Raw genomic sequence first — 22954 nt, 5'->3', positions numbered from 1 at the left:
GCCTTCTAGTGGTGCATCCCCTCGATCTCGCCGGTGTTGTCAGCTCGGGCGGGCAGGAGCAGGGCGGTGACGACCACGGCCACGGACATCACCGCGCCGATGATGAAGGCCAGCCGCATGCCGTCGAGGTTGGCGAGCGCCTCCGTGGCTCCCTCGGATCTCAGGGCATCGGCTCGCGCGCTCATCACGGTGATCACGAGCGCGGTGCCGATGGCCGCGGAGACCTGTTGCAGCGTGCTCAGGATCGAGCTGGCGTGGGAGTAGAGCGGCGGTGGAACCGCTCCGAGCCCGAGGGTGAACACCGGGGTGAAGGTCGCGGCCAGACTCACCATCAGCAGCGCGTGCAGAGCGAGGAGCTGCCAGAACGGCATGGTCATCGTGACCAGGGTGAAGCCGGTGAGCGCGAGCGTGATCCCGATCGCGCCGGGGATGACCAGAATCCTGCCGCCGAACCGGTCGAACAGACGGCCGACGGTCGGGCCGAGCAGCCCCATCGCGAGGCCGCCCGGCATCACGAGGAGCCCGGCCTGCAGGGCGGTGAGCTCGCGGACGTTCTGCAGGTACAGCGGCAGCAGGATCATCGAGCCGAGCATCGCCATGAAGGCCACCGACATCAGGATCAACGCGACCGTGTAGGTGCGGTAGCGCAGGGTACGCAGGTCCAGCAGCGGCACGCCGCGCTTCTGCAGCGCCAGCTGGCGGACGACAAAAACGACGATGGCGATCAGGCCGACCGCCACGATCGAGGCGGCGACGCGGACGTCACCGCCCTCGAACCGGCTGAGTCCGTAGACCAGGCCGCCGAAGCCCGCGGCCGCGGTCACCACGCTCAACCAGTCGATGGTGCTGAACTCGGGCTCTCCGACGTTCTTGAGCTGCTTCAGGCCGAACCATGCGATCACGGCGGCGATGGGGAACACCACGGCGAACAGCAGCCGCCAGGACCCGAATTGAAGGATCACCCCCGAGACCGTCGGGCCCATGGCGGGCGCGACCGAGATCGCCAGGGTGACGGTGCCCATCACCCGGCCGCGCTCAGCCTTGGGCACCACCTGCATCAGCGTGGTCATCAGCAGCGGCATCATCACGGCCGTCCCGGACGCCTGGATGATGCGAGCGCCCAGCAACACCGCGAACGACGGCGCGACGGCGGCCAACGCCGTGCCGAGCAGGAACAGGCCCATCGCGGTGGTGTACGCGCTGCGGGTGGACACCCGCTGCAGGAACCATCCGGTGACCGGGATGACGGCGGCCATGGTCAGCATGAAGGCGGTCGAGAGCCACTGTGCGGTCTGCTCGGTGATGTGCAACGCGCCCATCAGCCGGGGGATCGCGTTGATCATGATCGTCTCGTTGAGGATGACCACGAATGTGGCGAGCACCAGCAGCCGGATCACGGCCGGGGTGCGACCCGGAACGGCGGTCGCGGGCGTGGCGGGTGAGTCGAGCTGCGGGCTTAACACGGCACCTCAATCGGGGTTGTCGGACATGACGTGATCATGACTGGCATCCCAGCCTTGGGACGCACGAGAAGCTGTGGCCGTACAAAGACTGACCGACACCACCGACAAAACTCATCGCCCATCCCCAGCTTTCCGGCAAGTGATGCGAAATGTCACCCGGTTTTCACCGGCGGACGATGATCTCCAGATCGCGTGAAGAGCACCGGATCTGCCCTGTGACCTGGGCGAATACCTCGCATACCACCCGCCCCGAAGGCTGGGTCAGGGTGGTTTTCCCAACCTGATCGGGCCGGGTCCCTTCTCGGGAGTGGGGCGTGCGAGGGGGAGCGGTGATCGATGCTTACGCCGTTTCGGCGCTGAGGGTCTCCGCTATGGATCGGCGGGCCGCGATCCGGGCCGGCAGGGCGGTCAGTGCCGCGGTTGCCAGCAGGAGTGCGAGGGGTACGGCCAGCAGCCACCATGTGGGGGGCATGGTCACTTCTCCGATGCTGAAGAGCAGGCACAGGAAGATGCCGACGGGGATGCCGGCGATGGCGCCGGGCAGGGTCGGTAGGAGCTGTGCGGTGGACAGTCCCGCGGTGATCTGTCCGGGAGTGGCGCCGAGCGTGCGGGCGATGGCCATGGTGGCTCGTGCCTCCGTCGCGGTGGTCCAGGTGATCGTGATGGTGTTCACCACGGCGAGGATGATCAGCGCGACGGCGACGCCCAGCATGACGTGGCGTGTTTGATCGTCCTTCAGATTGGCCAGGGTGACAGAGCCCAGATCCCAGCCGTGCATGGGCTGGGCGTAGAGCATCAGCAGGGCGGTGATCGCGATGGCCGTGGTCGCCGTACCGCATGCGTGCAGGATCGCGCGGCCGGGGCGGCGGGCGATGAGGCGTACCCCGAGCAGGAGCGGGGTCGGCAGCAGCGCGGCCACTCTGGCCAGCGAGGCCCGGTGCCGAGGCCGGCGGGTGGTGTCGGCCAGTGCGGCGACGGTGTCGGTGCGCAGGGCCCGTACGGTCGGGCCGAGGGCGGTCAGGGTCGCCAAGGCGATGGCGGCGGCGGTCGTCATCGCGATGACGACGCCGCTCGGCCCGGCGGCGGTCGTGATCAGGCTGCCGCTGGGATTGATGATTGCGGGCGCCACCAGCCGTGCGGCCGTCAACCCCAACGCGTCGGCGAGCAGCGCCAGGACGAGGTATTCGGTGAGCAGGACGGTGGCGATGAGGCCGGGATTTGCGCCGACGGCCTTGAGCAGTCCCACCCGGCGGGTCTGCCTGGCGGCACGTCCTGCCGCCAGCGTGCTCATGCCGGCGATGGCCAGAAAGCCGAGCAGCCAGCTTCCGATGACCAGGGTCGGCCGGCTGCCCTGAAGCATGACGGAGTCCTGGTAGGCGAGGATCTGCCAGCGGAAGGAGTTCACCCGGGGCTTGGAGTCGGCGTCGGGGTCGCCGGCGGGGTAGAGGGTGTCGTGGTAGGAATCCATGAACGCCTGGGTCGCCTCGGGGTCGCGCAGCTTCAGGTAGACGAGGGAGGTCACCGGAAGGCCCGCGGAAGCCAGCGCCCGGGTATCGGGTTCGTTCATCCAGACCAGACCGGCGCGGTCGCCGGGCCCGCCGCCCGGGCCGCCCATCGTCGCCCATGGGTAGACGGGACGGGCCGCGGTCACGGCGATCCCGACGACCGGGAGCGAGCGGCCGGCGACGGTGACGCGATCGCCGGCGTGGACGCCCAGAGCGGCGGCGAAGCCGCGTTCGACCACAACGCCGCCGGGGCGGACCCAGCTGCCCGAGGTCACCAGCGGGCGATCGATCGGACCCGGTGTCGCATCGGCGCCGAGCGCCACCGCACTCGCGGTGGCGCCGTGCGCGGTGAGCGTCGTGAAGAACTGGCGGTACGGCCGGCTGCGGGCGACGACCCCGGGAACGTCCTCCAGCGACCTCAGGACCGAGGTCGTGTCCCGGTCCTTGCCGGGGGCCAGTGACACCACGTCCGGCCCGGCCGTGGCAGCACGTGTCTGCTCGTACAGGCTCTCGGTCGCCCCGGACATCGACGCGCCCAGGCTCAGCATGGCGGTGGCGACGGTCAGCGACAGAACGAGCATCGCTGCCTGGGCGGGATGCCGGCGCACGTCGCCCAGCACGAGGCGGAACACAAGCAGGATGCGGCCCATGGTCGTTCAGTCCTCCAGCACGAGGCGGAGCACAAGCAGGACGCGGCTCACGGCGTTCAGTCCCCCATCGCGATCAGGCCGTCGAACTGCCCGGTATGGCCTGCCAGCCAGGCGTCCTCGACGAACATCCCGTCGCGCATCGAGATCAGCCGGTCCGCGGTGGCCGCGACCCGCCCGTCATGCGTGACCATCACGAGGGTCTGCCCCGCGGCACGCAGGTCCTCGAAGAGCCTCAGCACGTCGAGGGTCGCCGCGGTGTCCAGATTCCCGGTCGGCTCGTCCGCCAGCACCACCAGCGGCTCGTTGGCCAGGGCACGGGCGATGGCCACCCGCTGACGCTCTCCCCCCGACAGCTTCCAGGGCAGATGCCGGGCCCGGTGGGCGAGCCCGACCTGTTCCAGCAGAAGGTGTGCGCGGTGCCTGGCCGCGCGCGGCGAACCCCCGGCCAGAAGCACGGGGAGTTCCACGTTCTCGGCCGCCGACAGCTCCTCCACCAGGTGGAAGGCCTGGAAGACGAACCCCACCGACCGGCGCCGCAGCCGGGCCAGGGCCCGCTCGCTCGCCGTGTCGATGCGCCGGCCGGCCAGCCACACCTGCCCGCCGGTGGGCCGCTCAAGACCACCCAGCAGGTGCAGCAGCGTGGACTTCCCGCAGCCGCTGGGCCCCATCACCGCCAGCATCTGTCCCACCGGCACGTCCAGGTCGACCTCGTCGACCGCGCGGACCAGGCTCTGCTTCTGGCCGTGCTGCTTGATCAGGCCGCGGACCTGCAACACATCGCCGGACTCGTTCATTCATCCCCGGATTCGTTCTTGACACCCGACCAGACGCGCTCGCAGGCTTCCAACCAGCGCAGGTCCGCTTGCAGCCGCAACGCGACCCCTTCCAACAGCAGGCCGGTGGTCGAGCCGGCCGGCTCGGCCAGCACCGCGCGCTGGGCTTCGTGCAGCCGTCGCAGCAGCTCGCGGCGCTGCGCGCCCACCAGGTCCGCAGGATCGGCGAGCCGGGCGGCGCTGGCCGCGGCGAGTTTGAGGTGGAACTCCACCAGATCCGGTTTCGGCCAGCTCACCTCGGTCAGCCAGACGTTCACCCGCTGCTGTCCGGCCTGCGTCAGCGCATACACCTTGCGATCCGGCCGGGCGGGCAGCCCGTCCGCGTGTTCGTGGACGACGAGTCCGGCTTTTTCCAGCCGGGCCAGGGTCACATAGATCTGACCCGCGTTCATCGACGCCCCCAGCGGACCGAGAACCCGCCGCAGCCGCGAGCCGAGGTCGTAGCCGTGCGACGGCTCCTTCGCGAGCATCGCGAGTACCGCGTCCTGCATGCACCACCCCTAACGGCTAGGCAATAAATAGCGGTTAGCCATTAGGGATGTCAAACGCGGTCCCGACGTCCGTCGGCCTTCGAGTGGTCGGGCGGATCGCGCCGGCCGATCTACTGTGATGCGCTCCCGCAGGCATGGGCGTTCGGGGAGTTGTGGAGCTCGTTACGGCACCGGGCGGAAATGGGCATTCGGGGCCGCTGGGGGCTCGTTGCGGCACCCCGCGGGAATGGGCATTCGGGGCCGCTGGGGCTCGTTACGACACCGGGCGGGAGGGAAAAAGCACCTTGATCCCGGCCTTGTCGAGATTGTCACTCAGCGGTCCGGAGAAGGCGCCGCCCGCACTCTCCACATATCCCAGTGGCGGCTGTCGCTGGACGGTCATACCCTGCCGGAATCACCGGGCAGGAAGGCGGGCTCCCTCATGCCGCGGCAGGTCGCGCCTGGTCTTCTCTCCTGGGCGAGCGGCATCGAGCCTGGCACTGTCGAGCAGGCCGCCTGATTGCCCTTCGTCTCGCTGATGGCCGACGCACACGTCGGAATGGGCGCCACGGTCGGATCCGTCATCCCCACCGATGGCGCGCGATCATCTCGTCAGCTGTCGGTGTGGGCGTCGGCTGCGGCATGGCGGCCACCGCGGCGAACCTCCCCGACACAATGGCCGCGCTGATGCCGCTCATCGAGGAGCGGATCCCGGCCTGCGTCGGCCGGGGCTCCACATCCCGAACACCCCCCAGATGGCTCCCACCGGGAGCGGAAGGTGTCCAGAACACGCCGGTGGCGTACTGGCCGGATCACACCGGCGTGCCGATGGCCCTGCCATCGGTGACGGGGAACGGGTCATCCCCAGGGGGGCAGCGACGTTCTCGCCGCCTCTCCGGGGGATGGCCGGTGGCCGGGTTAGAAGTAGTGGTTACGGCCTCCGACGGGCCGTCCCATGCGGCCCATCAGCATGAGCACCACACCGATGACCAGGACGATGACCCCGATGGTCCACAGGATGGAGATACCGGTCAGGAATCCGGCGATGAGAAGGACTAGTCCGATAACAATCATGATGACTGCCTGCTTTCGAGAGACTTTCGAGAGATGAAGGTGTGGCATTGGCTCGCGGGCCGGATCGACGGTGGCGAGCGATCAGCGTTCCAAGGCGTCTTCGAACCTCGCCGCGGGTTGGTCGACGTTGACCGTGACCTGGTCACCGCGGCTTCGGCCGGTAGACGTCGGCTGCCGTGACGCAGCCGACGGGCTTCTTGGCGCACCTTTTAACCACTGATTAATGACTACAGGGCGCCGGGGCCGTAGTAGCCGCCGAGCTTGTTGCGGTAGTCGGGCTCCTTGTAGGTCGCCTCGTCGAACTCAGGAGCGTTCTTGATCTCTTCCTTGGTACGGGAGATGTAGACCTTGCGCTCCTGCGGGTCGATCCGGGTCACCGTACCGGCCGGCAGCACGACCTTCTTGCCGAAAATCCAGAAACCCGTGTCGACGACGACGTAGCTGTCGCCCACGGCGTTGCTCTCCTCGTCCACCGAACCGATCTTGCCGTCGGTGGCCTCAACGTCGAACCCGACCAGATCCAGGGCCTGGTTACCGATACGGGCCTCGGGACGGTAGTTCCACAGATTCTCGGTCATGTCTACCCTTTTCTCTTCAGCGATAGTGGGACACTCATGTCTCTACCCAGCGCAATCGCGGTAAACAAACGTGGAAGGCCGAGAGCGCAAACGGCGGCCACCGCTCCAAGATCACCTTGGGATTGAAGCCCGAAGAAAGGTCCCGGCAGGCCCGCTCGCGTCCGGGATCCGCCGGAGAGTCCCCGTGAAGGTAGGCCGGTCGCGGCCGGCCCTGCGGGGACGGCGATGTGGGCGATGGCCGGCCGGTAAAGCCCGCATGCCGGTGGAGTCGCAGAAGGTCAGATCGGCGACGTCCATGACGATGCCGGCGCGGCCTCGGTACCGTGCGCCGCGAGTGCGCCGACCGCCTGCAGATCTTCTCGGTTCATGGCCCGGTGTGTCCGGGTTCAGAAGATCGAGGCTCCCATCAGAACGCCTATGCCGTAGGTCACGGCGGCCGCCGCCGCACCGAACCCGAGCTGGCGGGCACCGCCGAACAGCGGTGACCGCCTGGTGAGCCGGGCCACCGTGGCACAGCGTTGCGCCAGGACCGCCCTACGGGCAGAACCCGATGGCCGCTCCGCGGTGCCTGGCGACGCCGCAAACGACGCGGTGGCCTCACCCGAGACCGGACGCCACGTGGCGGCCATCCGGTCGAACCGCCGCCGCGCGCTCAGGAGGTCCAGGTCGCGGTCTCGGGGTCGATGCCCCGATCGCGGGCGTTGGCGTCGATGATGTCGCGCAACCACATAGTGAGGCCGGGCTCGATGGCGTCGTAGTAGGCCGCGAAACCGGGGTCGGCGACGTACATCCGTCCCAGGCACACGTGCATGGAATGAGTACAGTAAAAATATACGCCGATCGATGCTCGGTGCCGCTCGGCGAGTGTGTTCCCCTCGGCGCTTCCCGGACTGACGCCCGCGCGTCTCGCGGCGGCCAGGTCATCGCTGAGAGCCGAGAGGCTTTCCGCGACCCGCCGCCAGTCCTCGGCTGTCATGCCCGCCGTACGCTCGGCGTACTGCGCCCACTGAGCCGTGTCACCCCAACGGTCGCGCGCTTCGGCGACCCGTGACGGTTGCCAGTCCTTGCCGAAGATCGCGACCTGTTCCTCGGCGGAGAGCAAGATGCCGACGTCTGTGGCCTCGATCATGCGGTCGACCGCGTTGACCATCTCTTGCAATCGGGAGATGCGTTCGACGAGTTGCGCGCGCTGTTGCCGCAGCGGCACGGTCGTGTCGATCGCCGGGGCATCGAGGAGGTCACCGATGCCGTCGAGGGGCAGGCCGAGTTCGCGGTAGATGAGCACCCTGTGGATGCGGGCGACGTCGGCTGCCGAGTAGAGCCGGTAACCACCGACGGTGCGCTCAGACGGACGGACGAGCCCTATCGCATCCCAATGGTGGAGGGTCCGGACGGTCACGCCGACGAGCGATGCCGTGGCCCCGACGGTAAGACCGTCGGGTGCCACGGCATCGGCGGCGGCACCGTTCGTCATGCTGTCCAGTCTGACAGCCGCGACGTGCGGTGACGGGGTCGGAGCCGTCGTTCTCACGCCTCTGGAGCCTCGATGCCCACGGCTTTGAGATACCGGGCTTCGGCGCTGTCAGGGTCGAAGGGGCGGGCGGCGGTCAGGACGACCCGGGCGTTCTCCGGCGTGACGACTTCCAGATCCACGGTGTTCCACGGCGTCTGCCGCGGTCCCGTGGTGCAGCCGGGCAGCAGCTCCTCACAGGCCGCCGCGACGTCGTCGATCTGGCTCAGCACGCACGAGAAGCTGACACTCGCCACGGGGGCCTCGGGGGATCGGCCCGTCGGCACAAGGAGAACGTCCTGGAACGCCCACCGTCGAAGGTGCGTGAGCCTGCCGGGGATCGTGAACAGATCGATGAAGCCGAGTCCGCGAATCCAGAAGTCGGCGGACGCGGCCAGGTCGGAGGTCGGCACCGTGACGAACATCGGCATGCCGTAGATCCCCCGATAGATCTCGGGCGGTTCCGCGTCGAGCGCGGGAGTGGGAACGGGGCTGATTTCGAATGCGGGATAGTAGTCGGCCATGCGCCCACCATGGAGCCTTACGCAACGTCAGGGTCAAGCTCGATGCCGCCGCAACCGTCCGGCCACAGAAGCAGATGATCATGTCGACTGCCTGCTCTGCCGTTCGTCGCTGTGCACACCTGTTCTGCGACTGGTGGAACGGACCTGAACCGAGGGCTCTGACGGGGTCCTCAGAGGATCATCGGAAACTTGTCGGCGACCGGTAATGCTTCCAATATTCCGGACATGCACGGTTGACCGATGATCCACGTAAGGAGGCCGGATGGGATTCGATCCCCACGGCCGGTTCGTGCAGATATACGAACACGCCTACCGCCCCATACTCGGGTACGTCCTGCGCCGGTGCCAGGATCCCGAAGACGCAGCCGACGTGGTGGCCGAGACGTTCGCCGTCGCGTGGCGGCGGATCAACGAGATCCCGCCGGGGGACGAGGCCAGACTCTGGCTGTACGGCGTGGCCCGCAAGGCTCTCGCCAACCACCGCCGCGGCGAACGGCGGCATGAGCGGCGCACCGCCGCGCTGCGTGAGCAGATCGCCGCCTCCCCCGCGCTGGCAGGGCCGCCACCGGCCGAGTACACGCAACTCGGCCGGGTCTTCAAGAGCCTGAACGACGATGACAGGGAGCTGCTGTCGCTGGTCGCCTGGGAGAAGCTCGACACCGAGCAGATGGCGCGCACACTCGGTATCACCCGCAACGCCGTACGCGTCCGGCTGCACCGGGCACGCAAGCGGTTCGCGCGTGCCCTGGACAGCGCGGGGATCGACCTTCCGCTCTTCGAGAGGAGCGCACTGTGAACCTGGATGATCTCGCCAGAGTGCACGACGACGACCTGAGCGGCGAGCCGGCCGGGCAGGCGTCTGGAGCGGGGGCCCAGACGCTGCTGGCATCGATCATGTCGGAGCCGCCGGAGCGGGGCGACAGGCCACGCGCCACGTGGCTGCGCGGGCCGATACCGTGGCTGGCCTCGGCGGCGAGCGTGGTCGCCACGGTTCTGCTGGTCACCATGGTGACGGCGCCGGATGAGCAGCGGCCGACCCCTCCGCCGGCGGCCTCGACCGGCGCGCAGCCGTCGGCGCGCCAGATGCTGCTGGCCGCCGCCACCGCCACCACCGCCACGAAGGCACCCGTGTCGGGCGCGTACTGGCGTACCAACACGGTTTCCGGCATGGACGCGATCTCGCCGGATCGCGGCTACGTCATCAGGCGGCTCTCCTCCAAGGACCAATGGCTGGCGCGCCGGCCCGGGGCACAGAGCTGGTGGATCACGCAATCCCTCGGCGCGAAGCCACTCACCCCTGAGGATCAGGCCGCCTGGCGAAAGGCGGGCTCGCCGACCCGGTGGAAGTACCCGATGGACATGAGCGGATACGTCGGAGCCAACTCATCGGAGGTGGTGCGGGCCGAGGAGGAGGAGAAGACGGCCACACGGCTGCGCGGCAAGTGGAACGGCTCGGGCGGGGATCTGACCAAGGAGCTTCTCACCTGGGACGAGATCCGCCGCATTCCGAGCGGCGAGCGGGAGCTGCGTGCCTATCTTGAGCAGCGCCTCACCGCCCAGGCCAAGGCCGACTACGGGCAGAACCCGCGATCACTGGAGGCGGCCCTGCAGGAGGCCTGCATGCAGATCGTCTTCGGTCTGCCCGCCTCACCCGCCGTACGTGCCTCCGCCTACCGCATCCTGGCCACCATGCCCGAGCTGAAGTCCCTGGGCAGGGTGAAGGATCCGTTGGGCCGCACGGGCGAGGCATTCGGCTATCAGGTGGCTCCCGGCTCCAGGTGGAAGAACGCCATCGAGGTCGCGGCGGTGATCGACCCCGCGACGGGCCTGCCGCTCGCGCGCTTGACGACGACCACGGTCGAGCTCACCGGCGGCCGTACCGCGAAGACCATCAGTTTCACGGCCTACCGGCAGATGGGCTGGACCAATGCCAAGCCGCCGCTGCCTGCCAAGCGCGACTGACTCCCTCCGTCCCCGGCCCAGGCCCGATGCGCAGCACCGGGCCTGGGCCCGCGCCCTGGCGATGGAAGGATGATCACCCGCCAAGCCGCCGCCGTCTCGCCCTGAACGGCCCTCCGCTCAGGTCCGTGTCACCAACCGCGAAGCAGTCGCGACGGCATCGGACTCGGTCAAGGCAGGATCTCGACGTACCCGTCGGTTCCGTGCACGCGGATCCGCTGGCCGTCCCGGATCAGCCGGGTGGCCTGCTCCACGCCCACGACGGCCGGCAGGCCGTACTCCCGAGCGATCACCGCGCCATGGGTCATCAGGCCGCCCACCTCCGTCACCAGGCCCGCGATTCCGACGAACAGCGGCGACCAGCTGGGGTCCGTGAAGGCCGTGACCAGGATGTCACCCGCTTCGAGATCGGCCTCCGCCATGTCAAGGATGACGCGGGCCCTTCCCTCGATGGTCCCGGCGGAAACCGCCAGGCCGATCAGCGCGCCGGCCGGTACGTCGTCGCGCCGGTACGACCCGGTGACGGCCTCGCCATCCGAGGTGAGCACCCGGGGCGGGGTGAGCGCGTGGTACGACCGGAACGCGTCCTTGCGCCGCTGGATGAGCTGGTCATCCACCTGGTTCGAGCGCACGACGTCGTGGAGTTCCTGGAACGTGAGATAGAAGACGTCCTCCTTCTCAGGGAGCACGTTGGCCTGCACGAGGCGCTCGGCCTCCTCCAGCAGGGCCTGCTTGTAGACGAAGTAGCGGCTGACGATGCCGTACTTCGGGTACTCCCGGTACCCGATGAAGTTTCTGACCTGGTCGATCATCCGCTTGGCCTCGTCGGCTTTCCGGTCCCCGTCCGGCAGGGCCCGCAAGCGTGACAGCACGTCCTGTTCCTTCTTCTGTGCCTTCTGCCGCCCCTGCTCGAAGCGCCGCTCGGCGGCGCCCGGCTCGAAGTTCCTGACGTTGTCGAGGATCGCGGGCACAAGCGTGGTGGGGCGCTCGCGCCAACGTGGCCTCGTGATGTCGATCTCGCCGACGCAGCGCATGCCGTACCGGTCGAGGTAGGCCTCCATGGCGTCGCGCGCTTCGGCCCCGCCCGCGAGTTTCGCCAGCTCGTCCAGGAAACCCTCGTCCTCGACGCCCTGCAGGAACTCCACCACCTCCGCATGCGGGCGGATCACGTCCGCGACGTCGAGCAGCGCCAGCCCCATCTCCGACGTGATGTTGCCGGGGGCGGACAGCGTGAGAGTGTCAGCCGCGTTCTTCTCGCCCAGCCACTCCTGCAGCTTGTCGTTGAGCCACCACGTGGCGTCCATCCCCGCCATGATCGCCTGAAAGTTCAGCGGATCACTGAGGACTCGCCTGTGCTCCTCGAAGGCCTCCAGCAGGAAGTCGAACAGCGCCGGTCCGGTCTTCGTCCGGATATCGCGCCCCAGGGCGGCGACGGACACCTGGCTGCGCTCGATCAACTCGGTGACGATGGCCGGATCGGCCTCGATCGGGGCGGACGCACCGCCGGCCGGCGGCCCGCCGGGACCCGCGTCCGGGAGCGACGGGACGAAGTCGTCGCGGTCGAGCACGGTCTCCAGAGCATCCCTGATCAGCGGATCGCCTCTCCCCATGACGTCCAGGAGGCCGGCGCGGCCCGCAGGCGAGGCCAGGCGCGGGGTGACGTCGACGAACAGCCTCCCGCCGGCCTCGTGCATCGGCACCAGGGCCGTCAGCTGCCACATGGAGAACCCCAGGGGCTTCATGGGGTCGGTCATCATCTGCCCATGACCAACGGAGACGTAGACGTGATTCTCCTGGTCGCCGGCCTCGGGGATGGGGAACAGCGTCGTGATCGGCCGGCTCTGAACGATCTGGAAGTCGTCGTCGACCAGGCACCATTCGATGTCCTGCGGGCGGCCGAAGTGCGCCTCGATCCGCCGCCCGAGCTGCACGAGCCGCACGACCTGCGCATCCGTCAGCGCCGGCTGCTCCTGCCGCTCCGGGGCGATCGCCACCTCCTGCGTACCGCCGGCCGGCAGGGCGTGAACGGCACGTTGTTTGGCGGCGATCGTCTTGGCGACGACCTCGCCGTGTCGCACCTTGAAGACGTCCGGGTTCACCAGGCCGGAGACCAGGGCCTCACCGAGGCCGAAGCCGGCGTCCACGGTGGCGACCTTCCGGTTGCCCGTGACGGGGTCGGCCGTGAACAGGATGCCGGCCGCATGCGGGAGGACCATCCGCTGCACGACCACGGCCATGTGGACCGTACGGTGGTCGAAGCCGTTCCGCAGGCGGTAGGTCACGGCCCGCTCGGTGAACAGCGAGGCCCAGCACCGGCTGACGTGCCGCAGGACCGCCGCAGGCCCCATGACGTTGAGGTATGTGTCCTGCTGGCCGGCGAAGGAGGCCGTCGGCAGGTCCTCCGCCGTCGCGCTGGATCGGACGGCGTAGGCGGCGTGCTCGCCGAACCGGGCGAGCGCGCGGGTGATCGCCGCCGCGAGATCGCCGGGGATGGCGATCCCCTCGATGGTCCGGCGGATCTCCGCGCTGAGCGTGCGGATCCCGTCCCGGTCGTCCGGGTTCAGGCGCGACAGCTCATCGAGCCGACCGTCGATCGACGGCGCCTCCGCCATGATCCGCCGGAAGGCGTCCGTCGTCACGCAGAACCCGGCCGGCACGCGGATGCCTTCGATCCGCGACAGCCCACCCAGGTGCGCGCCCTTGCCGCCGACGACCGCGACCCGCGTCTCGTCGACCTCTTGAAGATCCAACACGTACTGCTCGATCACTGCGATACCTCCGAGGCAGCCGTGCTCCGTCGCACCGCACTGGTTGGTCGAATCACCGGCGCCTCAAGCTCTGCCGAACCTCTTGTTGCGCACGTCCCCATCTGTGGTTGCCTTCCCTCTGACGAGCCGGCCGGCCGTTCCACCCGGTCCGGCGACGCGCACCCCCGCGCCTCCGCCCTGAACGCCCGCAACCGCAGCGCCGGTCCCACCCTTGGTTCGACGTCACCGCGTCGCTCATGCGTCGACAACAACACCCGCACGTCGTGCCCCCATTTCCGCAGGTTGTGGTCTCGGCCGACGATTCTGCGCCATGACCCGGGTCTTGCCGCAAGCCCCCCGGTGCGCTATATCTTGGTAGTGGCGGGGAGAGAGATCTCCTTGCCTTTGTTTTTTGGCGTTCGCTGGACGTAGCTCAAATCGGCCGGCACCCAAGCGAACGGCCCCACGCCGCTGCCCCTGGCCGGCGTCCCCGCCCGGCTCGGCCACGCCGACCCATCCATCACGCTTCACGCTCACGTGATCCGTTCACCGCGCAGATCGCACACGAGTCGCTGTCCGCTTCAGTGCAGCACGTGCTGAGGCCGTCCGGACCGTCGGCTCCCGGAGCTCTGCGGATCAGCCCCGGCATCGCCCCACCCACCATCCCTCGTCCGGCGAGGCGAACGGGTCGGGCCAACTACCCGCGACATAAAGTCCGTCAAGTGGCTCAACAAGATGTCGCAGTTCACGCGCCGGTCGCGAGGGCAAGGCGTGGAGAGCGAGTTCAAGAACCGCGCGTTCGTCGGTCTTGTAGGAGGGATTGCATAACGGGCAGCCACAACCTCCCGAAAGCGCAGGGCCGGGATGTTCTGGCACGGATCTGGCACGACGATCGAGATGCCGGCTACTGCTCTGCCTCTATCCCGGCGTCGGTCAGGTTGACCCCCTGGAGCCTCGCTCCGAACAGACTGCTGGCCCGACGGTTTGGATCATTGGAGCTGCCCGAGAAGGTCATCTGAACGCCTGTCATGTCCGCATCTCGTAGATCGGCGTTTTGGAAGGAGCAGCCGAAAAAGCTGGTGTACCGCAGGGAGGCGCCTCGGAGATTGGCTCCCTGGAAGTCGCAGCGAATGAACGAGCAGCCCTCAAGGGTGGCCAGACGCAGATCACTTTCAACGAACGAGCAGTTCCGGAAGAACAATCGATTTCCGCCGACCGAGACCAGATCCTGTCGATCAAACGAGACGGCGGTGAAGAACTGGTGTGTGCAGGCATTCATGATCTCTGCTCGACCGGGCCTCGCTGTCATCTCTTCTCTCCCTATCGCTCAGTGGACATCTACCTGCTCTTCCTTGCGCGGCGCGCACACCTCGCCTACCTGATCTTCGCGTCTGCCTCTTCCCACCCCGGATGCTCGCGGTCGGTGACGGCGCACTCGGGTTCTGGGCCGCGGTCCATGAGATGTTCCCGCAGACCCGCGAACAGCGCTGCTCGAGCGAGGCCGACTCATCGAGCGCCCCGACGGATCAAGAGGCGATCGGCACGTCGCCTGACACACCGATTCGCGGATCACCGATGAGTTCGACCGGCACGCCGAGTCATACGCAGCACAACGAACCTACGGAAAAGGACAATCCAATGACCGAGCTGAACGCGGAACTTGCCCGGCAAGCGATCGTCGAACACACCCGGCGTCTGGTGGAATCAGCCGCGGCGGCCGGACCTGACGCCGCCGTGCCGACGGCCCCGGAGTGGACCATCACCGACCTGGTCGAGCACATGGGCCAGACCCAGCACTGGGTCGCAGAGATCATCGAGCGGCGCATCACGGACCCCACGCAGCTGCCCACGCAGATGGCCGTACTCCCCACCGACCCCCGCGAGTGGCAGGCGTGGCTGTCGGAGTCCGCGCAGCGGGTCGCGAGCGCGTGCTCCGATGACGCGCTCGACGCGCCGGTGTTCAACCCCGCGGGAGACAAGCGGCCCGGGACGCGATTCTGGATGACCAGCGTCCTCAACGAGACGGTCGTCCACGGCTTCGACGCCGCCAACGCGGCCGGCCGACCGGCCGACCTCGACGCCGACATCGCAGCCGCGCTCATCAGCAACCACCTCGCGATGCTCACCTCCCCCACGTGGGAGATGCAGCGGTCGGAGTCCGCCCACGCCATCCGGGGCACCGGGCAGACCCTGCAGTGGCTGGCCACCGACACCGTGGACGACGCGGGCGCCTGGTTCGTCGAACGGCGGCCTGACGGGGCAACGTGGCAGCCCGCAACCCAGCGGGCCGATGTGACGGTGACCGGCCCGGCACGATCGCTGCTGCTGATCTTGACTCGACGGCTCCCTCTCACCGACGGCGAAGCCACCACCGTCAGCGTCGACGGCGACACCGACCTCGCCCAGCAGTGGCTCGACAACACCGCCCATGTCAGCGACTGACCGGTGACGGAGACCGGAGCCGAGGTGTTGTCCTCCCGCGCTGCCCCTGGACATGGACGGGCCCGAACGCCGGACGGGGGCCTGCTCCCGAGCGTGAGGACGGCCTGGGGGAGTATGTGAAGATGCACTTTTCGATCAACATCCCGAACTTCGGGGACTTCGCGGACGCCAGGACCGTGGCATCGGTGGCCGTGGCGGCCGAACGTGCGGGCTGGGACGCGTTGTTCATCTGGGACCACATCGTGCACCGCAAGCAGCTCCGCCGTACCTTCGGTGATCCGTGGATGCTGCTGACCGCCGCGGCGCTGGCCACCTCGCGGATCCGGCTGGGCACGCTGATCACCCCGGTCGCCCGCCGGCGTCCCCAGCAACTGGCCCGCCAGGTGGCCACCCTCGACGCGCTCAGCGGTGGAAGGGTGATCTTCGGGGCGGGCCTGGGCGCACCGATCGACGACGAGTTCGGCAGCTTCGGGGAGCCGACCGACCCGGTCGTGCTCGCCGAGCTCCTGGACGAGGGGCTGGACCTGCTGCGGCGCTACTGGTCGGGCGAGCCGGTGAACCATGAGGGACCGCACTTCCAGGTGCGCGATGTGACCCTGCTGCCCGCCACGGTGCAGCGCCCCCACCCGCCGGTCTGGATCGCGGGGTACTGGCCGCGTCAGCGTCCGATGCGCCGAGCCGCCCGCTGGGACGGCGCGGTGCCGCTGTTCGCCTCCGCCACGCACGGTGAGCCGCCGCCCGCAGAAGAGGTCCGCGACCTCGCCACTTTCCTCCACCAGCACCGCGACGACAGCCGGGACACCCCCTTCGAGATCGTCGTCGGTGGTGCGAGCCCGGCCGACCCCGCCAAGGCGCGCGACCTGATCGGTCCGCTGGCCGACGCCGGCGCGACCTGGTGGGACGAGCGGCAGCACATCCGTGGCGACGACCTCGACAAGCTCGGACCGGTACTGCGCCGTATCGAACAAGGCCCACCGGTCATGTAGGCCGCGGACGGCGCTAGCCGATCACGCGGTACCCAGGTGGGTGACCAGAGCGGGCCGACGAGGTTGCCGCACTCATTCGATCCGCTGCGCCGCACCGGTCAGGCCGACAGGAGTCGGCGGGACACGGTCCGGCTGCTCTCCATGCCCCAGCGCTCGCCACACGGCGTCTGACCATCGTGCCCGACTGGCGAGTACGGCTCCCAGACCCAGCACGACGATGACGAGGTGAATCACCGCCACGAATACTGCGACCCCGCCCCATCCACCGGCCTCCGCGGGATCGAGAAAGAAGTACGGGTACCAGTGGTCGCTTGACTCGGCGGCGTAGGCGAGGGCCATGGCGGTCCAGATCGCCGGGTGTACGAGCCACAGCGCCGCCGCGGTCACGGGCAGCGACCGGGCCGGCGGCATGGCGATCCACCACACGACCATGAGGACCGGCATCGCCTGGTGGAGCACGAAGTCGGAGAGACTCCACGGCGCCCCTGGCTCAGCGAGCAGGGCGTTGGCGACGACCCCGGTGATGGCCATGTCCACCACGGCGAGCCCGCGCAGGTACTCGGCCGCCTGGCCCGGATGCCGGCCACGCGCCAGCGTGACGCCGAACACCACGCAGGCGGTTACGGCCAGCAGGTTCGACTGGGTCGTGAAGTAGAGGAACAGCCGGCCGCGGCCGAGGAGCGGGTTGGCATCGTCCCAGGCGAGCAGCGGGTCGACGACAACAAAGGTGACCGTCGCGACCAGCAGCAGAACGCCCGCGACGACGACGGGCAGGATCGGACCGGTGCGGGCGGGAGGGGCAGCGACCACGGGATACCTCTCTGATCAGGTGTGTGTGTGGGGGGGAGTCCCATGGGCAATCTCGCGGTCTGTGGTCGCGGCCGCTATCCGGAGCAGCCCTGAACGTTGCCCCGACGGTGTCCGGGGTAGCCCTGAATCTTCGGCCCAGACGCCCTATCCGGCTAAACTTGCTTCCGGATACGCACCGGAGACTCCCTGGGGGGCCGATGCACGACGCTCGCATGCGGCTGGGGATTCCGGGGCTCTGGCGTTCCCTCATACCCGTCGTGTTGGTCGCGGGGCTCGGACTGTGCTCGGTGATCACGCTGGCCATCGCACGCGCCGGAGGCGCCGGCGGTTATGCGACCAACCCCGTCTCGACGCTCGCGCTGACGGGTGGCGCGATGGGGATCGTACTGCTGTCCCGGCGGCTGGCCGATCGGGGTGACCGTACGGGCGGCGGCTGGCTCCTCGCGTTGGCCATCGCCGTCCTCATATACCTCGTGCTCGGCGCGCTCGCCGTGGTCGCGGTCACCGCCGAGTTCGGCATGGCGCCTCTCCTTGTCGGCGCCTGGGGCGGATGGTGGCCCGTCCCCTTGGCCGTCCTGCAGTTCGCGGCGCTGCGGGCGGAACCGCGCGCCCGCCGATGGTCGATCCTGGGCGGCGTCGTCATCGCCGGAGCGGTCGTCTGTATGGCGCTGGACCTGGAGCCCGTGCAGCCGTTCATCGGCCACCCGCCGGCGGCGCCGGAGGGTTGGCACACATCCGTTGTCACAGTCGCCGCCACCATCCTCGTCAGCGTCGTGGCACTGGCCGCCGTGCTGTTCCTCGCGTGTCGCGCGGCCCGCGTCCCGGCGGACGAACGCGCGGGCGCCACGCTGGCCGCGGCCGCGGCGGCGGTGGCACCGCTGTTGATCGTCGTGTGCATGGGCACGGCCGTAGCAGACGATCCCGGTGACATCGCGCCAACAGATGGCAGCGTCGCATACCTGGTCTCGTTGGCTGCTGGCTGCCTCGTCGGGGCGGCGGCACTCATGGCGTCCGCCGACGCGGCGGCCCGTCCCTCAGCGGTACGCCGGCTGCTGTCCGGGGTGCTCGGTGGATACGCCGCCATCGGCGTGACGCTCTCCGCGACCTGGGCGGGGGCCGTGCTCTCCCCCGCCGGGCCGTTGCTTTCCGGTCTCGCCGTGGTCGCTCTCACCGCGGTCGTCGGCGTCGCCTGGTGGCGGACGTCCTCCGCTCTGACCGGGTTCGCCATGCCATCCGTTGTTCAGCCCGCCGCGCCGCCTCTGCCACCGCCGGCCGCACCAGTGGCGTCACCGCGGTCGGGCACGGAGTCGCCGCCTGGGCTCGAACTGCTCAGCCCGCGTGAGCGCGAGGTTCTCGCCCTCGTTGCCACGGGCGCCCGCGACGCTGCGATCGCCAACCACCTGCACCTGTCGCAGCGCACCGTCGAGACGCATCTGCGGCGGATCTTCACCAAGCTCGGGCTTGAGAGCGGCGACGGCCGCAACCGGCGGTTGCTCGCCGCCCGGGCCTGGTTGGAGGCCACGGGCACCGACGCATAGTCTGCTCCGCTTCCGATTAGGCGTCCGGTGCGGTGTCCCCTTACCTTCACCGGCTTCGCTGCCTGGTCTGTCCGGATGCCACGTCAGAACAGACGTTCTCCAAGGGGACCGGTGCCTGAAGAATGTCGGCGCCGGCCGCTGGCGTGCCGTGCAGCGATCTGGTCAGCGAAGGGGCCCACTCATCGGGCCGCGAATACGGCGAAGGCCTCGTCGGTGATGGTGCCGAGGGCGAAGCGGCCGTCGGTGTCGACCCAGTGCTCCAGTGCGATCGTCAGGCAGTCCAAGGCTGCTGCCACGCGCACATGTGCGGCCAGGGGGGACGTCCCTGTGAAGATGGAGCGTTCGGTCAGGCCGTCCGCCAGGTCGGGGCGCCAGCTGACCTGTTTCTCCCGAAGGCGGGTGCACAGCGCGGGAGTGGCCTGAACCAGGCGGAGCAGCGCGAGGGTATCGGCGGGCTTGCGGGAGAAGTACTCGACGGCGGGGTCGAGAGCTCGTCGCAGCGCCGTCCAGTCGTCCTCGTCGGCGGGCCGGGCCCGCAGGGCGTCGGTCATCTGATCGCCGAGGGGATCCAAGATGCCGAGGACAACCTCCTCCTTGGTGCCGAAGTAGCGCAGGAAGGTGCTGCGAGACACCCCGGCGGCCGCAGCCAGGTCGTCGAAGGTGGCCTTCTCGAAACTTTCGCGGCGGAACAGGTTGAGGGCCACCTGGGCGAGTTCCCCGCGGACGGCGCTGCGCGCGATGTCCCGCGTCTTGGTCCGCGTGGTTTCCATTCCGCCATATTAACCGCCTCTCGCCACTCGTTTGCAGTTAAGGCACTCGGCATCTAGCCTGACACTCAGTATCAGAAAAGCGATTCGGTGTTCATCAGGCTTCGCAGTATCGAACTGGTTGCCGCAGTGTCCCGCCCGTCGGCGAAAGACGTCGGCGCGCCCCTCCCGCGAGACCCCTCGACGACCCTGGATGGAGAAAGACCCGTGGCCAGAACCCTCGGACTCATCGGCAGCGGCATGATCGGAAGCACGCTGGCCCGCCTCGCCGTCGCAGCCGGCTGGAACGTCGTCCTCAGCAACTCGCGCGGTCCCGAGACCCTCGGCGATCTCGTCGCCGAACTCGGAGAGCATGCCCGGGCGGCCACACCGGCCGAAGCGGCCGAGGCCGGCGACCTCGTCGTGGTGACCGTCCCGCTGCACGCCTACAACCAGCTGCCCCGTGAAGCGCTGGCCGGCCGGACTGTGATCGACACCTTGAACTACTACCCGGAGCGCGACGGGCGCATCGCAGAGCTGGATTCCGGTGAACTGACCTCCAGTGAACTTGTGCAGCACCACCTGGCCGGCGCCCGGGTGGTCAAGGCGTTCAACAGCATCGGCGCCAAGCAGCTGTCCTCCCTGGCGCGACCGGCAGGTGAGTCCGACCGCAGCGCGCTGCCCATCGCCGGGGACGACGCGGCCGCGAAAGCGGACGTAGCGGGGCTGCTGGACGCTCTGGGCTACGACGCAGTGGATGTCGGCAGCCTCGCGGAAAGCTGGCGCAGCGAACCCAACACCCCTCTGTACTGCATTCCGTACGTGGGGGAGATACCGACCGGGCTGAACTCGCCGGAGTTCCAGAGCTGGTTCTTCGAGACCCCCGGAGTCCCTCTGCCCGCACAGCGGGTCAAGGAACTCGCCGATGCGGCCGTGCGCGGACCCGTGGGCGGCTCGCTGTAAGAACCCCTGACAGAATGCGACCGGTGATTGAGGGGTCGCCCGCAGATGATGGCGGCGGCGAGCGTCATGAAGGCTTCATGCATGCCGTCGCGGATTTCCCAGCGGATACGCAGGCGGCGGAACCAATGCAGCACGATCGTCTCCTCGATCACCAGTGACGGATGCCCGAGCAAGGTCGTCGGCTTCGGAGGGCTGGGGCGCCGGCCCTTGATGCTCGTCGTTCTCACTCCGACTGCGCCGCCCTGGCCTTGACGCCTGCTGTCCGTAGAAGATCGTCTGTGTGAGCCCGCGTTGCTGTACAACGCTGCTGTGCGGGCAGGTCAAAGGCCCTCCGGGATCATCCCGGAGGGCCTTTGACCTGCCGTGCGGCCGGAGGTGCTCGAAACCCCCGCCGCAGATCAATCACATGCGGAAACGGGGCTAGTTCTTCTTCACCGAAGGAAGCCGGTCCGTCCACTCGGTGGTCACGGAGATGAACTTGTCGCTCCACGCCAAGCCACCGTCGCCGGTGAGGACGAGGTTGGCGCGGGTCACCCGGGCCTTCTCGGGATCGACGACCAGCTCGATGCTCTTATCGTCATCGGGGTTGGGCAAGCGCAGCTGCTGACCGCCTTCAACCGCGCCCGTGTTCTCGACTCCCGGCGTCGCGGCGAGCGCGCGGAACGCCGCTGAGCGGACCTCCGCCGGCGCCGGAAGCTCCGTGATCAGCGCGAGCAGGGTGAAGGTGGGATCGCCTCGGATTTCGGACGCGGACATGTCATTCTCGTTGCCCTTGCGCTCGGCGATCCACGCCTTCAGCGCCTCCGGGTCCGTCGGCAACCTTTCGAGATCCTCGAAGCTCACCTTGGCGCCCTTGAGGCTGAGCGTTTTCCAGGCCGGTACCAGTACGACGGCGTCGGGGGGATCCCCCGGTTCGCCCTTGGTCCAGCGCCTGCCGTCGCGCCCGGTCCAGCTCTCCATCGGCGGGATGTCCGACTTGAACCACTGACGCGTAACGTGCCAGTACGTCCCGGAAGTTTGGGGTGTACGTTCCGCCGTGACGGCGGCCATGAGCAGGACCTCCTTGCCCGTGACCGGTACGCCGTCGTTCGTGGGCGCCCCCGTGGCGAACACGACCGCGGCGGCCGCGGCGACCCCGGCAACCAGAGCGACCCCCGGGACGAACCAGCCGACGCGCCGGCGCGCCCGGCCCTCCCGCATCCTTCGCTGGAGGCGGTCTCTGCCGCGCGCGACCGCCCCAGCGGACGGCTCCGGCTTGGCCAGCAGAGTGGCGATCTCTTCCAGGTCATTCATGGGTCGTCTCCTTGTCGATGAGAGTCTGGATCTTGGCGCGGGCCCGGCTGAGCCGCGAGCCCACCGTGCCGAGGGAAATGCCGAGCGCCTGGGCTGTCTCGTTGTAACTGAGCTGGCCCAGCGCCAGGAGCAGCAACACGTCACGCTCGCCGCCGTTCAGCGAGGCGAGCGCCATGGCCAGGTACGGCTGGGCGGTCACGGAGGTGACGACCCGGTTCTCGTGTCCTTCCACGATCGGCTCGGGATCCAGGCGGGCCAGCGCCTTGTAGTGGCGGGCCTCCTTGCGGCGGTGCCTGGCCACCAGGTTCGTGGCGAAGCCGAACAGCCAGGGCCGCAACCCACCTTTTTCCGGGTCGAACCGATCCCGCCGGTCGAACGCCAGCAGGAACGTCTCCGCCGTGATGTCCTCGGCCACCTGGGTGCCCAGGCGCCCCGCCACGTACCGGTAGATGTCATGGAGATACCGGTCATACACGGCGGTGAACAGCTCGGGGTTCCGCCGGTAGCCGGCGACGAGGTCGGCGTCGGTCACCTGCTCGCCCACTTCGGCAGTCACGTGCCCGTCTCCGTCATGAGTGTGCCTTCCAGATGACGATCATTACTTTCGTCCACCCTTCGCCGCACGCCCGCATCTTCTTCCCGCCCCGAAGGGCGGTCATCCAGCAACCGTTGCCAGCGGACACGCCGTTCTCCAGGTGAGCGGCCAGATTTCTCCCGGCTGACAGCCATCAAAGTTCCTGGGGCGGACACCGGAAATCCCGGTGGGTGACCACGTCGATCTCCCAGTGTGTGGTCAGGTCAACGGGATCGCCCCGCGTCCGGACAGTGCCTCGGCTGGTCCACGAGGTCGGCCCGAACGGTGT

General features: G+C 68.7%; 21 protein-coding genes. 6 read left to right on the top strand and 15 right to left on the bottom strand.

All coding sequences use genetic code 11. From position 1 onward, the window contains the following. Positions 1 to 5: 5 nt before the first annotated feature. From DKM19_RS48280 to DKM19_RS48245, 9 genes are all read right to left on the bottom strand, one after another. A complete protein-coding gene (locus DKM19_RS48280) occupies positions 6 to 1463 on the bottom strand; it encodes an MDR family MFS transporter (protein ID WP_239513998.1) in 1458 nt (485 codons plus the stop codon). Positions 1464 to 1803: 340 nt separating this feature from the next. Beyond that, positions 1804 to 3618 (bottom strand): ABC transporter permease, encoded by a 1815-nt coding sequence (locus tag DKM19_RS48275; protein ID WP_110705249.1) that lies wholly within the window; start codon positions 3616 to 3618, stop codon positions 1804 to 1806. 56 nt (positions 3619 to 3674) lie between these two features. Further along, positions 3675 to 4412 (bottom strand): ABC transporter ATP-binding protein, encoded by a 738-nt coding sequence (locus DKM19_RS48270; protein ID WP_110705248.1) that lies wholly within the window; start codon positions 4410 to 4412, stop codon positions 3675 to 3677. Further along, positions 4409 to 4942: a PadR family transcriptional regulator gene (locus DKM19_RS48265; protein ID WP_110705247.1), complete on the bottom strand. Its 534-nt coding sequence runs from the start codon at positions 4940 to 4942 to the stop codon at positions 4409 to 4411. The genes DKM19_RS48270 and DKM19_RS48265 overlap by 4 nt, the downstream gene beginning before the upstream one ends. A gap of 897 nt (positions 4943 to 5839) precedes the next feature. Further along, positions 5840 to 5995: a DUF6131 family protein gene (locus DKM19_RS51455; protein WP_204358576.1), complete on the bottom strand. Its 156-nt coding sequence runs from the start codon at positions 5993 to 5995 to the stop codon at positions 5840 to 5842. A 227-nt stretch (positions 5996 to 6222) separates the two neighbouring features. After that, positions 6223 to 6573, bottom strand: a complete 351-nt coding sequence (locus DKM19_RS48255) for a PRC-barrel domain-containing protein (protein WP_110705246.1) — start codon at positions 6571 to 6573, stop codon at positions 6223 to 6225. Between the two features lie 386 nt (positions 6574 to 6959). After that, positions 6960 to 7202 (bottom strand): hypothetical protein, encoded by a 243-nt coding sequence (locus DKM19_RS50435; protein WP_162642350.1) that lies wholly within the window; start codon positions 7200 to 7202, stop codon positions 6960 to 6962. 23 nt (positions 7203 to 7225) lie between these two features. Continuing rightward, positions 7226 to 8047, bottom strand: a complete 822-nt coding sequence (locus DKM19_RS48250) for a MerR family transcriptional regulator (protein ID WP_110705245.1) — start codon at positions 8045 to 8047, stop codon at positions 7226 to 7228. 53 nt (positions 8048 to 8100) lie between these two features. Further along, positions 8101 to 8607, bottom strand: a complete 507-nt coding sequence (locus DKM19_RS48245; protein ID WP_110705244.1) for a VOC family protein — start codon at positions 8605 to 8607, stop codon at positions 8101 to 8103. 262 nt (positions 8608 to 8869) lie between these two features. Here DKM19_RS48245 and DKM19_RS48240 point away from each other — a divergent pair, with 262 nt between their 5' ends. Next, positions 8870 to 9403 (top strand): RNA polymerase sigma factor, encoded by a 534-nt coding sequence (locus tag DKM19_RS48240; protein ID WP_110705243.1) that lies wholly within the window; start codon positions 8870 to 8872, stop codon positions 9401 to 9403. Continuing rightward, positions 9400 to 10569 carry a CU044_5270 family protein gene (locus tag DKM19_RS48235; protein ID WP_110705242.1) on the top strand — a complete coding sequence of 390 codons (1170 nt, stop codon included), beginning with the start codon at positions 9400 to 9402 and terminating at the stop codon, positions 10567 to 10569. The genes DKM19_RS48240 and DKM19_RS48235 overlap by 4 nt, the downstream gene beginning before the upstream one ends. A gap of 167 nt (positions 10570 to 10736) precedes the next feature. On the opposite strand, the gene rph is transcribed toward DKM19_RS48235, so the two are convergent. Together rph and DKM19_RS48225 are read right to left on the bottom strand one after the other, a co-directional pair. Beyond that, positions 10737 to 13319 carry a rifamycin-inactivating phosphotransferase gene (gene rph, locus DKM19_RS48230; protein WP_239513997.1) on the bottom strand — a complete coding sequence of 861 codons (2583 nt, stop codon included), beginning with the start codon at positions 13317 to 13319 and terminating at the stop codon, positions 10737 to 10739. An 898-nt stretch (positions 13320 to 14217) separates the two neighbouring features. Beyond that, positions 14218 to 14592 carry a pentapeptide repeat-containing protein gene (locus DKM19_RS48225; RefSeq protein WP_162642349.1) on the bottom strand — a complete coding sequence of 125 codons (375 nt, stop codon included), beginning with the start codon at positions 14590 to 14592 and terminating at the stop codon, positions 14218 to 14220. A 359-nt stretch (positions 14593 to 14951) separates the two neighbouring features. On the opposite strand from DKM19_RS48225, the gene DKM19_RS48220 reads away from it, so the two are divergent. Both DKM19_RS48220 and DKM19_RS48215 read left to right on the top strand, forming a co-directional pair. Continuing rightward, positions 14952 to 15755, top strand: coding sequence for a maleylpyruvate isomerase family mycothiol-dependent enzyme (locus tag DKM19_RS48220; RefSeq protein ID WP_110706515.1), 804 nt, complete (start codon positions 14952 to 14954; stop codon positions 15753 to 15755). Positions 15756 to 15877: 122 nt separating this feature from the next. After that, entirely contained in the window at positions 15878 to 16741 is an 864-nt protein-coding gene (locus tag DKM19_RS48215; RefSeq protein ID WP_110706514.1) for an LLM class flavin-dependent oxidoreductase, read from the top strand. Between the two features lie 72 nt (positions 16742 to 16813). On the opposite strand, the gene DKM19_RS48210 is transcribed toward DKM19_RS48215, so the two are convergent. Next, a complete protein-coding gene (locus DKM19_RS48210) occupies positions 16814 to 17551 on the bottom strand; it encodes a Pr6Pr family membrane protein (protein ID WP_110705239.1) in 738 nt (245 codons plus the stop codon). Positions 17552 to 17748: 197 nt separating this feature from the next. Between DKM19_RS48210 and DKM19_RS48205 the strand changes: the two genes are divergently transcribed. Further along, positions 17749 to 19089 (top strand): helix-turn-helix transcriptional regulator, encoded by a 1341-nt coding sequence (locus DKM19_RS48205; RefSeq protein ID WP_110705238.1) that lies wholly within the window; start codon positions 17749 to 17751, stop codon positions 19087 to 19089. Positions 19090 to 19268: 179 nt separating this feature from the next. Here the strand turns inward: DKM19_RS48205 and DKM19_RS48200 are convergent, their stop codons facing one another. Further along, complete coding sequence (locus DKM19_RS48200; RefSeq protein WP_110705237.1) at positions 19269 to 19859, bottom strand: TetR/AcrR family transcriptional regulator; 591 nt, start codon at positions 19857 to 19859, stop codon at positions 19269 to 19271. A 204-nt stretch (positions 19860 to 20063) separates the two neighbouring features. Here DKM19_RS48200 and DKM19_RS48195 point away from each other — a divergent pair, with 204 nt between their 5' ends. After that, positions 20064 to 20798, top strand: a complete 735-nt coding sequence (locus DKM19_RS48195; protein ID WP_110705236.1) for an NADPH-dependent F420 reductase — start codon at positions 20064 to 20066, stop codon at positions 20796 to 20798. A 420-nt stretch (positions 20799 to 21218) separates the two neighbouring features. Here DKM19_RS48195 and DKM19_RS48185 read toward each other — a convergent pair whose 3' ends face one another. Further along, positions 21219 to 22091 (bottom strand): CU044_5270 family protein, encoded by an 873-nt coding sequence (locus DKM19_RS48185; protein ID WP_110705235.1) that lies wholly within the window; start codon positions 22089 to 22091, stop codon positions 21219 to 21221. Next, positions 22084 to 22647, bottom strand: a complete 564-nt coding sequence (locus DKM19_RS48180; protein ID WP_110705234.1) for an RNA polymerase sigma factor — start codon at positions 22645 to 22647, stop codon at positions 22084 to 22086. Before DKM19_RS48180 ends, DKM19_RS48185 begins: the two co-directional genes overlap by 8 nt. Between the last annotated feature and the right edge of the window lie 307 nt (positions 22648 to 22954).

Origin of the sequence: Streptosporangium sp. 'caverna', assembly GCF_003203775.1 — a bacterium.
Lineage (GTDB): Bacteria > Actinomycetota > Actinomycetes > Streptosporangiales > Streptosporangiaceae > Streptosporangium > Streptosporangium subroseum.
The sequence above is the reverse complement of the archived record's forward strand: the minus strand, read 5'-3'. Positions and strand labels throughout refer to the sequence as shown.